13 protein-coding genes are annotated in these 12,855 nt (G+C 62.3%); 10 read left to right on the plus strand and 3 right to left on the minus strand.

Features of this window, described 5'->3' with window-relative positions:
* Positions 1 to 15: 15 nt before the first annotated feature.
* The 6 genes from ACFWAD_RS24505 to ACFWAD_RS24530 all read left to right on the plus strand — a co-directional run bounded on the left by ACFWAD_RS24505 (position 16) and on the right by ACFWAD_RS24530 (position 6,015).
* Positions 16 to 375, plus strand: a complete 360-nt coding sequence (locus ACFWAD_RS24505; RefSeq protein WP_378537558.1) for a nuclear transport factor 2 family protein — start codon at positions 16 to 18, stop codon at positions 373 to 375.
* A complete protein-coding gene (locus ACFWAD_RS24510; protein ID WP_378548602.1) occupies positions 369 to 1,160 on the plus strand; it encodes an SDR family oxidoreductase in 792 nt (263 codons plus the stop codon). The genes ACFWAD_RS24505 and ACFWAD_RS24510 overlap by 7 nt, the downstream gene beginning before the upstream one ends.
* A 23-nt stretch (positions 1,161 to 1,183) precedes the next feature.
* Positions 1,184 to 2,329: a sulfotransferase family protein gene (locus ACFWAD_RS24515; protein ID WP_378548605.1), complete on the plus strand. Its 1,146-nt coding sequence runs from the start codon at positions 1,184 to 1,186 to the stop codon at positions 2,327 to 2,329.
* Positions 2,330 to 2,356: 27 nt separating this feature from the next.
* Complete coding sequence (locus ACFWAD_RS24520; RefSeq protein ID WP_378537567.1) at positions 2,357 to 3,418, plus strand: DUF1214 domain-containing protein; 1,062 nt, start codon at positions 2,357 to 2,359, stop codon at positions 3,416 to 3,418.
* Positions 3,419 to 3,441: 23 nt separating this feature from the next.
* On the plus strand, positions 3,442 to 5,070 hold the full coding sequence (locus ACFWAD_RS24525; protein ID WP_378548834.1) for an ABC transporter substrate-binding protein: 1,629 nt from the start codon (positions 3,442 to 3,444) through the stop codon (positions 5,068 to 5,070).
* Between the two features lie 69 nt (positions 5,071 to 5,139).
* Positions 5,140 to 6,015: a TIGR03619 family F420-dependent LLM class oxidoreductase gene (locus tag ACFWAD_RS24530; protein ID WP_378548608.1), complete on the plus strand. Its 876-nt coding sequence runs from the start codon at positions 5,140 to 5,142 to the stop codon at positions 6,013 to 6,015.
* Here the strand turns inward: ACFWAD_RS24530 and ACFWAD_RS24535 are convergent.
* The gene (locus ACFWAD_RS24535) at positions 6,006 to 6,554 is read right to left on the minus strand and encodes a TetR family transcriptional regulator (protein WP_378548611.1); all 549 of its coding nucleotides are present in this window, start codon (positions 6,552 to 6,554) and stop codon (positions 6,006 to 6,008) included. The genes ACFWAD_RS24530 and ACFWAD_RS24535 overlap by 10 nt on opposite strands.
* 131 nt (positions 6,555 to 6,685) lie before the next feature.
* Here ACFWAD_RS24535 and ACFWAD_RS24540 point away from each other — a divergent pair, with 131 nt between their 5' ends.
* Positions 6,686 to 7,702: a hypothetical protein gene (locus ACFWAD_RS24540; RefSeq protein ID WP_378537573.1), complete on the plus strand. Its 1,017-nt coding sequence runs from the start codon at positions 6,686 to 6,688 to the stop codon at positions 7,700 to 7,702.
* 44 nt (positions 7,703 to 7,746) lie between these two features.
* Here the strand turns inward: ACFWAD_RS24540 and ACFWAD_RS24545 are convergent, their stop codons facing one another.
* Together ACFWAD_RS24545 and ACFWAD_RS24550 are read right to left on the minus strand one after the other, a co-directional pair.
* A complete protein-coding gene (locus ACFWAD_RS24545; RefSeq protein ID WP_378537575.1) occupies positions 7,747 to 9,687 on the minus strand; it encodes an acyl-CoA dehydrogenase in 1,941 nt (646 codons plus the stop codon).
* A 60-nt stretch (positions 9,688 to 9,747) separates the two neighbouring features.
* Positions 9,748 to 10,095: a hypothetical protein gene (locus tag ACFWAD_RS24550; RefSeq protein WP_378537577.1), complete on the minus strand. Its 348-nt coding sequence runs from the start codon at positions 10,093 to 10,095 to the stop codon at positions 9,748 to 9,750.
* A gap of 110 nt (positions 10,096 to 10,205) precedes the next feature.
* Here ACFWAD_RS24550 and hemL point away from each other — a divergent pair, with 110 nt between their 5' ends.
* From hemL to ACFWAD_RS24565, 3 genes are all read left to right on the plus strand, one after another.
* Entirely contained in the window at positions 10,206 to 11,531 is a 1,326-nt protein-coding gene (hemL, locus tag ACFWAD_RS24555) for a glutamate-1-semialdehyde 2,1-aminomutase (RefSeq protein WP_019744354.1), read from the plus strand.
* A 62-nt stretch (positions 11,532 to 11,593) separates the two neighbouring features.
* Positions 11,594 to 12,253, plus strand: a complete 660-nt coding sequence (locus ACFWAD_RS24560) for a histidine phosphatase family protein (RefSeq protein ID WP_378447149.1) — start codon at positions 11,594 to 11,596, stop codon at positions 12,251 to 12,253.
* Positions 12,250 to 12,855 carry a TlpA disulfide reductase family protein gene (locus ACFWAD_RS24565; RefSeq protein WP_378447150.1) on the plus strand — a complete coding sequence of 202 codons (606 nt, stop codon included), beginning with the start codon at positions 12,250 to 12,252 and terminating at the stop codon, positions 12,853 to 12,855. Before ACFWAD_RS24560 ends, ACFWAD_RS24565 begins: the two co-directional genes overlap by 4 nt.

Here is a 12,855-nt window from a genome sequence, read left to right on the forward strand (position 1 = left end):
CCACGAGGAAATTCCATGCCTGACAGAGCTGAAATAGTTTCTGCTGTAGAAGATTACGTCAAGTATCTCGGAAGTCACGACGTCGACGGCCTGGTTGCGCTGTTTGCACCGGACGCAGTTCAACACGAACCGCTCGGGGTCCAGACCTACCGCGGGATCGACGAGATTCGCGCATTCGATACCGCGAACGCGCAGGTCGACTTCACAGTGAGTCTGCTCGGCCCGATTTCGGTGACGGGAAACTACGCGGCCATGCAACTTCGGGTGCAGCGAGTCGGTATCCCCGACTTCGCTGCCACCGACCTGTTCGAGTTCGACGAGAACTGCAAGATCACCTCTCTGAGCGTGGTTCTCGATCCGCAGGCGCTGTGCTGACCTGTCACGGCCTGCTGGCAGACAAGGTGGTCGTCGTCTCGGGAGTGGGCCCGGCGCTGGGTCGCTCGATTGCGCTGCAGAGTGCGGCGGCCGGAGCGAAAGTTGTCCTGGCTGCCCGTACACCCGAGCGCTTGGAATCGGTGGCAACCGAGATCCGTGATCGCGGCGGAATTGCACTGGCCGTTCCGACCGATCTCACCGACGTCGACTCGATCACGTCGCTGGCGGAGACAGCGGTCGCCGAGTTCGGTGCCGTGGACTGCCTTGTGAACAATGCATTCGTCCAACCGGCCCAGGTCCCGCTCCTCGACGCTGATTTGGCGTCCATCCAGTCGGGTATCGACATCAACCTGCTTGCGGCGTTGAATGTCACACGCGCGTTTGTGCCCGCATTGACCGAGGCACAGGGGTCCGTCGTGATGGTGACGTCCATGGTGCTGCGCAATCAGCTTCCCGGGTTCGGGGCGTACCGCATCATGAAAGCCGGCCTCCTGGCAATGGCGCGAAGTTTGTCGATCGATCTCGGACCCAAGGGGATTCGAGTGAACTCGGTTGCGCCCGGCTACATCTGGGCGGACTCGGTCAAGAACATGTTCGAGAAAAAGGCGGCGGCAGCAGGAGTCGACCCCAAGGTGATCTACGACGAGATCGCAGCGGGCGCCGATCTGCGCCGGCTACCAGAACCCGACGACATCGCCAATGCCGTCGTCTTCCTCCTGTCCGATGCGGCCAGAGCCATCGCCGGGCAATGTCTCGACGTCAACTGCGGTCACACCCACCACTGAACCCATCCCCCAAGGAATTACAGATGACACAGGATTACGACGGCATCGGTTCCATCGATGACCTGCACCAGGCTGCGCGCGAAGACACCGGGTACGAAAACTTCGGCAGCGACAGCTATCTCGAAGGACTTCGAGTTCTCCTCGAGTCGTTCCAGAACGAGGCCGACCTCACTCCTCACGGCAAGGTGATCGCTCGCAAGATGATCGTCGGAGCGCTCGCGGGTCGCCTGACCAGTGAGGCCGGATTTACGAAATATCCAGAGCACGTCGACGTTCCGATCGAACGCCCGATCTTCGTGGTCGGGTTGACCCGCACCGGCAGCACCGCGCTGCACCGCTTGCTCGGTGCCGACCCAGCGCATCAGGGCGCCGAGATGTGGCTCGCCGAGTCGCCGCAGCCGCGCCCCGAGCGCGACAAGTGGTCGGAGAACGAAGATTACGTTCGCTCCGACGCCTTCTACCGTGCTCGCCAGCGTAACGAGGCAGACCTGATGAAGGTTCATTTCATGGGGGCGGAGGAGGTCGAGGAATGTTGGCGTCTGCTGCAGCAGACGATGCTCTCGACCGCGTTCGAGACGGTGGCGTACGTGCCGAGTTACACCCGGTGGCTGGCGGAGCAGGACTGGACCGAAACATATGCGCGGCACAAGAAGAACCTGCAGTTGATCGGGCTGCACGACCAGGACCGACGGTGGGTGCTCAAGAGCCCGAGCCATGTATTCGCGATCGACGAGATCATGTCGGTTTATCCGGATGCACTGTTCGTTCGGACCTTCCGGGACCCGTTGACGTCGATGGCGTCCACCTTCAGCCTTGCCGAGCAGGGCGGACACGACATGTCGAAGGCCTTCGACCGTCCGGCTATCGGGCGCACCCAACTCGACCTGTGGGCGAGAGGGAATGCGAACTTCAACAGTGCCCGTAGCCGTTACAACTCCGATCAGTTCATCGACGTCGACTACAAGGACTTCATCTCCGATGCAGTCGGCACCGTCGAGAAGATCTATGCACAGTTCGCCCTGCCCTTCACGGACGAGGCTCGCGCCGCGGTGGAGGCGTCACACCAGGCGAGCCTTGCCGAGCATCGTCGTCCGTCGCACCGCTATTCGCTCGAGGAGTTCGGCGTGAGCGCTGCCGACGTCGAAGCGAAGTTCGCCACCACACCCTGAAGCCCTGACCGAAACAAGGAGATTCACATGAATGCTGTTTGGGAAAAGTTCTGCGCAGATCTGCTCGAGGTCGGAAAGGTCCTGGAAGACGAGATCGTCCCTCAGGACCCGCTGACCCAGGCCGAGGGCGTCCGCTATCTGAGTCGGTTGCTTCGGTACGGCACGATCAACTGTGTCGAGTACACCGATCCACGCTGGCCACAGTTCTCGTCGGCTCCGAACCCGAACATGATGACGAAGATCGGTGCCGACAACCCGGACAACGTCTACATGCGCGCCAACATTTCCGGTCAGTACAACTACCGGATCATCGGCACCCGAGGCACCGTCCCGTTGATCACCTTCGGCTCGCGCGTCAATCGGTACCACATCGACGGCACCATGCTGCAGACCGGCGATCTGCATATCCAGGACCTCGAGGTCGACGAGAACGGCCGTTTCGAGTTCATCGCGAGCGTCGACAAGCCCGCTGAGGGGGCTTGGCTGCCTTTGGCTCCCGACAGCAACCTCATCTCCGTTCGGCAAACTTACAAGGATCGGCGCAACGAGGTCATCGGTGATCTGACCATCGAATGCCTGAACCCGGACGGGGAGTTCGTCCCGCTGACTCCGGAAGAGATCGGCGAGCGCCTCACCAAGTCCGTCGGGATCGTGAAGGGGATGGCGGAGACCTTCCTGGAATGGTCGCGCAAATTCCAGCCGCACACCAACGAGATCTTCGACTGGGGACAGGACTACTTCCAGGACGCCGGCGGCGATCCGACGATCTTCTACTTCCACGGCTACTGGAAGCTCGCCGAGGACGAGGCGTGGGTCATCGAGACCGAGGTTCCGAACTGCGAGTACTTCAACTTCGTGCTGCAGAACTTCTGGGTCGAGTCTCTCGACTACAACCGCACGAACATCTACATCAACAACCACACCGCGAAGCTCAACGACGACGGCACCATGACGATTGTCGTGGCGGCGAAGGATCCGGGCTACGGCAACTGGATCGACACCGATTCGCACGCCGAGGGGACTTGGGCGCTGCGCTGGATCAAGGCGGACTCGCACCCGATCCCGACGTCGAAGGTAGTCAAGATCTGACCCGCTGCCGAGATTGGGAACGTATGTACACCAAGAAGAATCGGTTCGTCCCTCGATTTGTCGCGCTCGGGCTTGCCGGTGCCCTGTTGTTGGCCGGGTGCGCCTCCAGCAGTGGGGGCACCGCAGGATCGGATTCACCGGGCAGTAGCGGCGCAGCGGGTTTCGTGGGAGCTCGAGATACGGGGGAGCGGATCGACGGAGGTCTTCTCACCTTCGGGTCCTATTCGTTCCCTTCCTCACTGGACCCCACTAGAACTCAAGCCGCCGGTTCTACCGGCGGAACCGAAATGGCCGCGATTTACGACACGCTGGTACGCAGCGATTCCACAAGTGGGAGCTTCGCACCGCAACTCGCGAAGACACTGTCGAACAACAGCGACTTCACCTCGTACACCGTCACTTTGGCTGATGGTCTGACCTTCAGTGACGGCAGCCCGCTCGACGCGGAAGCGGTGAAGTGGAGTATCGATCGATTCGTGGCAGGTAAGGGTGATGTATCGCAGACCTGGCTCAACATCGTGGATCGGATCGAGACACCCGACGCCACCACTGTCGAATTTGTGCTCGAGCGGCCCTGGCGACAATTCCCGGCACTGTTGTCGCTCGGCCCCGGAATGATTGTTGCGCGAAGTTCCGACGCAGAGACCGTGGCAGGGGAAAAAGCGTTCACGCCGATCGGGGCGGGCCCGTTCACCTTGGCCAAGTTCGCGCCGCACGAAGAACTGGTACTCGCCGCACGCACGGATTATCAGGGCGGTAAACCGCCACTGGACACACTGCGGTTTGTCCCTACCTCGGGTGCACAGTCTCAGTACGAATCGCTGAAGAGCGGTCAGATCGACATGACGTACATTCTTCGCGACGAGGCCGTCATCAACCAAGCTCTCGATGACGGATACTCCGGCTACCTCAGTCCGACCGGACAGAACGGGATCGGCACGATCAACAACCGGGCGGGAAAGCCCGGAGCCGATGTGCGCATTCGTCAGGCGATCGCCTACGGGGTGGATCCGGCGGCGATCAATACCCGTGCGAACAACGGATTGGGCACCGCCAGTTCAGAACTGGTCCCGCAGACATCACGTTGGTTCAACAACACCGCAGGCATCCCGTTCGATCACGTGAAGGCAAAGGCGCTGCTCGATCAAGCGAAGTCCGACGGGTACGACGGGAAACTCCGCTACCTCACCACCTCGGAGCCGAGCCAGCAGGCGACGGCACTGACGGTTCAGGCGTCGCTGAACGCGATCGGTTTCGACGTCACCATCGACTACGCCACCGATGTGACCGACCTGGTTCGTCGGGTATACAAGGACCACGATTTCGACATGACCAGAGGTGGCGCTCCAATCGGAGAAGAAGCGCCGTACCTCAATGTGTACAACAGTATGGCCAGTGATTCGAAGAACAACCCGTCGGGCTTCGCGGACCCTGAGATGGACGCACTGATCACGGCTGTGCAGACTGCACCGTCGGACGACGCTGTCCGTGAGGCGATCAGCAAGGTGCAGGAGTACGCCAACGCGACTGTGCCTTACGTGATCTGGGGTCCCGCATCGGTGTTGACCGCATGGGACGGCAATATTCACGGCGTCGAACGCAATATCACCGACATCATGTTCTTCGACGAAGCCTGGATGTCGTCGAAGTGAGTTCCTCTGAACGGAAGGGTGTTTCGACGTGCGGATGACGAAATGGTGTAGCGGCGAAATGGTGGAACGATGAAGTGGTCGTTGGCGGGCGCGATGATCGACGCTCTGGAACTGTGCGAATTGGCCCAGGTTGCAGAAGAGGTGGGGTTCGACGGTATCGCGATGCCGGATTCCGTGTTCTATCCCGAGCAGGTGTCGGCGCCGTATCCGTACACCGCTGACGGGAAGCGGATGTGGGCGCCCGAGACTCCGATGCCTGATCCGTTCATTGCGATGACGGCAATGGCGGCCGTCACGTCGCGAATTCAGTTTTACACCAACGTGTTCAAACTCCCACTGCGTGATCCTTTGTTGACGGCAAAGCAGGTCTCGACCATGGCAGTGATGTCGCGAAATCGCATCGCACTCGGCATCGGTTTGTCCTGGATCCCCGAGGAATTCACCTTTACCGGGACCGAGATGCGCACCCGCGGTGCGCGTACCGACGAAGCCATCGAGATCATCAAGGCCGTGTGTGCGGGACGTGGACCCGAATGGATCGAATACCACGGCAAGCACTACGAGTTCGACGCTCTGATGATCAGTCCTGCTCCGGAGATTGCGGTTCCGATCTACATCGGTGGGCACAGTGAACCGGGATTGCGCCGCGCAGCCAGGCTGGCCGACGGTTGGATGTCGGTGAACACGACCAAAGCCGAATTGGCCTCCGCCATCGATCGCCTCATGGAATTGCGGGTCGAGTACGGTCGTGCCGATATTCCTTTCGGCGTCAACGTCTCGCCGACTGATGTTCGTGATCTGGACGGATATCGCGAACTCGAGACTCTCGGAGTCACGGAAATCAGAGTGTCGCCGTGGTATCGCTACGGAGTTGATGCCGGTGATCGTCAGGGAAGACTCGACTCCATTCGACGGTTTGCCGACGAGGTCATCGCTCAGTACTGATCGATCAGCGTCTGCATCGCCCGGCCGTAGAGCTTTGCCAACTGATCTCGATCTGCCGACTGAGGGATGCTCTCGTCGCTGAGAGCACTCAACAATCCGGACACCTGGGCGGAGACCAGGAGCGCGCGGGTGTATGCGTCTTCGCCTTGGAGACGAGCCGAGAGATTGGTGGCGAATACTCCGGTCATCTCGCGCAGCCGCTCCCGGATGCGTGGACTGTCCGACGCCCGCATGAGCGCCGTGTACACCGACAGCATCCGGGCGTCGGCCTTACCCAGGACGAATTCTGCGATCCGCTCACCGAGGGTGTCGATCGGGCCGTCGAACTGGCCTTCGAAGTAGCCGGCGACCGGCGTGGTTTCCAGGAACAGTGCTTCTTTGGATCCGAAATGCCGGATGACCAGGGCCGGATCGATACCGGCAACCTTGGCGATGGCGCGAACTGACGTGCCACCGAACCCGTGCTGGCCGAACAGTTGGAACGCTGCCGCGCGAATCGCCTCGGACGTCGAGGGCTGCTCTCGTTCTGTGAATGTCACGACACCGACCTGTGTGCTCGCTCGCCGACCTCGTTGTCAACGCTGTTGACTATAACGTGTCAACAGTGTTGACTGTTGAGTCTGTCAACGGTGTTGACAGCTAGATGCGGTTAGTGAAGAGAGCGTGGAATATGACAGTTACCGACGTCCGGGTGCCCAGCGAAGAGGTTGTCGATCCGCCGACCAATTGGAAGATGGTGGGCAGTGGACTCGCATTTCCGTTGTTCTTCGTCATCATGTTCTGCCTGTGTTACGTCAGCGCCTTCCACTCACCGATGCCGAATCAGGCACCGATCGTGGTGGTCGGTTCACCATCCGTCACGGCTCCGCTGATCGAGGGAATCGAAGCTACGTCAGGCGACAAGTTCGACATCGTCGCCACCGACAACGCCGCCGACGCTCTCGCTCGTATCGACAACCGCGACGCCATCGGCGCCATCGAAATCGGTGACACCGTGACCGCGCACATCGCAACCGGTGCAGGCGCCTCGACGGTTTCCGTGGTGAGCGGCTTAGCCCATTCCGTCGCGGAGCAGACGGGGCAGCAGGTCACCGTGATCGACTCGGCGCCTGTCACGGCGCGCGACTCCTCGACCGTCGGGCTCTTCTACTTCCTGATCGTCTGCACCCTCGGCGGCTACCTGACCATCACGGTGCTCAGTCAGGTTGCTCCGAGAATGCGCCTGCGAGAGCAGTATTCAATCCTGGCCGGCGCGGCGATTCTCACCCCGCTCATCGCGTTCGGCATCACCAGTATTTTCATGCACGCCTTCGGCGCGTCGTTCAGCCAGATCCTGCAACTGCTGGGGATCTCGATGCTCTACACGTTCACCGTCGGCGCGGTGAGCATCCTGCTGAATCGACTGCTCGGACAGGCAGCGATCTTTGCAGTGCTGACGGTGCTCGTTTTCATCAACTTCCCGAGCTCGGGTGGCGCCATCCCGGTGTCGTTCCTTCCGGGATTCTGGCAGCACATCCATTCGTTCTGGCTCGGATCAGCGGCCATGGAGCCGATTCGGTCCGTCATCTACTTCGATGGCAACGGTGCCGGGCCGCACCTGCTCGTTCTGGGAATCTGGCTCGTCGCGGCACTCGGCCTGACCGGACTGCTCGCCTCTCGCCAGTCGAAAAAGGCAGCAGCGCACTGAGTGTGGTGGGGCCGGCGTTTGCCGACCCCACCCGACCATCTACTTCAGACCGTCTGCTTCAGCCGTACCGCGTCCGTACCCGGTCCGTCGAGCATCGCCGACCCCAGCAGGATGTCCGGAATGCCGAACCCGTCGATCAGTGTCTCGACGTGGGGACGCAGGGTGCGGCAACGCTCGTTGATTCCGCGCGTCACGGCCTTCGAACGCTCCACCGACAGATGCCGGTGCTCCATGAACCAGGCCTTGTCCTCCTCGATGACGGACAGTGCATAGAGGTCGCACACCTCGCCGAAGAGTTCCTTCGTGGTCTCGTCCTCACAGGAGTCGATACCAGCGACGAATGCTTCCAGGATGACACGCTCGATGTGTGCCTGAGCGGCTTTGAGCACGTGATCCTGCACGAAGTTGAACGCGTCGAAGGGGTTCTCCTCGCGCTTCTGTGCGGCCTGCAATCGCCTTGCCGCAGTAGCGAGTAGGTACTCCTCGCGGTCCTCGAACATCTTCATCTGGGTGCCGCGGTTGAAGAGGCTGCCGTCCTCTTCGTTGTCCTGGCGGGTGTCGACGATCGTCTGCAGAATCTGCTGCGCCGCCGTGCGCTTCTTGACCACGTCGGAGACCGTCGTAGCGGCGAAGCGCATCCAGTCGACCGGGCTCATGCCGCGTACTTCGTCGGCGTAGGAGGTGAGCAGTTCCTTGGCGACCAACTGCGTCAGAACGTGGTTGTCGCCCTCGAACGTGGTGAACACGTCGGTGTCCGCCTTGAGTGCGGTGAGACGGTTCTCCGCGAGATAGCCTGCGCCGCCGCACGCTTCGCGTGCCTCCTGGATGGCCCGCGTGGCATGCCACGTGTTTGCGGCCTTGAGTCCGGCGGCGCGACCTTCGAGTTCGCGCTGCTCCTGCGGATCCGGGTTGTCGCTGCTCTGGATGTCGTGCATCGCGGCAACAAGTTCGTTCTGTGCGAACTGCAGAGCGTACGAGCGGGCGATCAACGGCAGCAGACGCTTCTGGTGGACGAGGTAGTCCATGATCAGAACCTCGTCGTCGCTCTTCGGGGCGCTGAACTGCCTGCGCTGCAGGGCATATCGACCGGCAATGGCCAATCCCACGCGGGCGGCCGCTGCTGCCGAACCACCGACGGTGACACGTCCACGAACCAGTGTGCCGACCATCGTGAAGAAACGACGGTTCGGGTTTTCGATAGCCGAACTGTACGTGCCGTCCTCGGCGACGTCGGCGTAACGGTTGAGTAGATTCTCACGCGGGATGCGGACCTGGTCGAAGACGATGCGGCCGTTGTCGACTCCGGGTAGTCCGCCCTTGAGTCCGCAGTCGGACGTCGTGACGCCGGGAAGGTCGTTGCCGGCGTCGTCACGAATCGGCACGACAAAACAGTGGACGCCCTGGCTTTCGCCACCGGTGATCAACTGAGCGAACACCGCCGCGACGGTGGCGTGCTGGGCCGCGCCGCCGATGTAGTCCTTGCGCGAGGACGGAGTGGGGGAGTTGACGACGAACTCGCCCGTCTCGACGTCGTAGGTTGCGGTGGTTTCGAGTTCTTGTACGTCGCTGCCGTGGCCGGTCTCGGTCATCGCGAAGCAACCGAGTAGGTCCAGATCGATCAGCGGTTTGACGTACGCCTGGTGATGACGCTCGGTACCGAGGTTTTCGATGGCGCCGCCGAACAATCCCCACTGGACGCCCGCCTTGACCATCAGCGAGAGGTCGGACATCGCCAGCATCTCGATGCTGGTGACGGCGCCGCCCGCGTCGCCCGTTCCGCCGTGAGATACCGCGAAACCGTTTGCGGCGTAGCCGAGATCGGCGAGAACCCGCATCTGTTCGAGAGCCTTGGAACGCGCTATGGCGGTGTTGGGTGTGTAGTGCGGAGCAAAACGTTCGTCGTTCAATTCGCCGCGAACGCGCTCACGCACCTCCCGCCAGCGTCCGTCGAGTGTTGTCCTGAGGTGGTCCGCTGTGGTGGCCATGGAACCGACGATAGCGCGTAGCGCACCGCGGGCAACCCGGTTCGATCTCAACCCTCGCATTCAGCAGGAGCCTGCGGCGCCCGCTTCGATTCCCTGACGGAAGAGTTCCTTCTCGCTCTCGGACATAGCCTGGTACGAAGGGTCGTTCTCGACGATCTTCAGGAAGTCGGCTCCCGCCGCCCGAGTCGACGTGTCGCCGCTCTGAACACGCTGCTGAACGTAGACGGACACGGCCGAACACCCGCCGAGAAACGCGGGATCAGTGCTCGCCGCCGCGGTGGTTCGAGCCGAATCGGTGGCGCTCGATTGCGACGAAATTGTCGCCTTGTCGTCATCGGAAGCGTCCGAACCACATGATGTGAGAAGAATCGCAGCTGAGACCATCAGCGTCGTCAACAGTCGCTTCATGCCCGAAATCGTCTCACGTGAGGTCCGGTTCGACCGGAAAACTCGCCTCGAGCACCGAAGTCCTACACCCTGTCGTTGTCAGATTCGACAGAACTGGGACACTGGAAGCCGTGACTGTGTCTTCCGGTGATCCCGACGTGCATGCAACGAACTCCGCTCGGCTCTTCGAACGTGCCGGCAACGTGATTCCGGGTGGCGTCAACTCGCCCGTCCGTGCGTTCGGTTCGGTCGGCGGAACACCGCGATTCATCCGCGAGGCGTCCGGTTACACCCTCACCGACGTCGACGGGAACAACTACGTCGACCTGGTGTCGTCCTGGGGTCCGATGATTCTCGGGCACGCTCACCCGGCAGTCGTCGAAGCCGTTCGCGAAGCCGCGCTCGGCGGTCTCTCCTTCGGTGCGCCGACGGAAGGCGAAGTTGCCCTCGCCGAGGAAATCGTCGCCCGCGTCGCGCCCGTGGAAAAGGTTCGCCTGGTCAACTCCGGAACCGAAGCCACGATGAGCGCAGTCCGCCTCGCCCGCGGATTCACCGGACGCACCAAGATCATCAAGTTCTCCGGTTGCTATCACGGCCACGTCGACGCCCTTCTCGCCGACGCCGGATCGGGCCTCGCGACGTTCGGACTGCCGACCTCGCCCGGTGTGACCGGTGCGCAAGCCGAAGACACCATCGTCGTCCGCTACAACGATCTCGACGCAGTGGCCGCGGCGTTCGCCGCCAACCCCGGCGCCATCGCGTGCGTCATCACCGAAGCTGCCGCTGGAAACATGGGCGCCGTCGCGCCGCTCCCCGGCTTCAACGAGGGCCTGCGTCGTCTCACCCGTGAGCACGGCGCACTCCTGATCATGGACGAGGTGATGACCGGATTCCGCGTCAGCGCCTCGGGTTGGTACGGCATCGACAACGTCGCAGGCGACCTCTACACCTTCGGCAAGGTCATGAGCGGCGGCCTGCCCGCCGCAGCCTTCGGCGGCCGCGCCGACATCATGGGCCACCTCGCACCCGACGGTCCCGTCTACCAGGCAGGCACCCTCTCGGGTAACCCCGTAGCCGTTGCCGCCGGACTCGCGAGCCTGCGCGCCGCCGACGCCGAGGTGTACGCCAAGCTCGGCCGGAACGCGACCGCCCTCGGCGACCTCATGACCCAAGCCCTCACCGCCGAAGGCGTCGAACACCGTGTGCAGTACGCAGGCACCTTGGTGAGCGTGTTCTTCACGGAGAACACGGTGACCAACTACGACGAAGCCAAAGCCGCGCAGACCTGGCGATTCCCCGCCTTCTTCCATGCGCTGCTCTCCCGCGGCGTGTACCCGCCGCCGAGCGCGTTCGAAGCGTGGTTCGTCTCCGCAGCACTCGACGATCGAGCATTCTCGATCATCGCCGACGCCATGCCTCACGCAGCCAAGGCCGCGGCTGCTGCCGTCAAGCCCTGATCCCAGTTCCAGAACACCCGCACGCTTCCGACATCCATCATCTTCAGCGAGGACCCTCGACTGTGACCGACGCCGATCACCCCGACCACACGTCCACCCGCACCATCGTCCACGTCCTTCGCCACGGTGAAGTTCACAACCCGCGCGGGATCCTCTACGGACGGCTCCCGGGTTTCCGGTTGTCGGTGGCGGGCGAGGCCCAGGCTCGTGCGGTCGCATCCGTGCTCTCCGATCACGACATCACCCACGTGGTCGCGTCGCCGCTGCAGCGCGCACAGGAAACCGCGACTCCGATCGCCGAGGCGCACAAGCTCGACATCGTCACCGACGAGAACCTCATCGAGGCGGGCAACGAATTCGAGGGCCTCAAGGTAGCTGTCGGGGACGGTGCGCTCTCGCGTCCGCGTCACTGGTGGAAACTGCGTGACCCGTTCACCCCGTCCTGGGGCGAGCCCTACTTGCAGATCGCACATCGCATGCTGGCAGCCGTCAACGCCGCACGCGTCGCGGCAGTCGGACACGAAGCCGTCGTCGTCAGCCATCAGCTTCCGGTCTGGACTCTGCGTCGATTCCTGCAGGGTGAGCGTCTCTGGCACGACCCCCGTCACCGTCAGTGCGGTCTGGCCTCGTTGACGTCACTGGTCTACGAGGGCGACACACTGGTCGACATCGTCTACTCCGAACCCGCCGGCGCCTCCGACCCGAGAGTGACAGGCGCATGATTTCGCGCCGCATCGCCGCAGCACTGGCAGCCGCTGCATCCGCGATGCTCCTTCTCTCGTCCTGCGCGACCGGCGACGACGCCGTCGCACAGGGCGGAACTTTCGACTTCGTCTCACCGGGCGGACAAACCAAGATCTTCTACGATCCGCCGTCCGACCGAGGCACCATCGGCAACCTCTCCGGGCCCGACCTGATGAACGAAGGCCAGAAGGTCGGCGTCGACGACTTCGAGGGCAAGGTCGTCGTCCTCAACGTCTGGGGTCAGTGGTGTGGACCGTGCCGGGCCGAAGCCGACGATCTGGAACAGGTCTACGAGCAGACCAAGGATTCCGGCGTGCAGTTCCTCGGTATCAACGTCCGCGACGACACCAAGAACAAGGCGCAGGACTTCGTGGTCGACAACAAGGTCTCGTACCCGTCGATCTACGACCCGTCGATGCGCTCGCTGATCGCCCTCGGCAAGGGCTACCCCACGTCGGTCATTCCGACGACGATCGTCCTTGATCGCCAGCATCGCGTCGCCGCGGTATTTCTCCAAGAACTTCTCGCCGAGGATTTGCTGCCCGTCGTCCAGCGGGTAGCTCAGGAAGACGCGCAGTAG

The organism is Rhodococcus sp. NPDC059969 (assembly GCF_042738325.1).
GTDB lineage: Bacteria > Actinomycetota > Actinomycetes > Mycobacteriales > Mycobacteriaceae > Rhodococcus_F.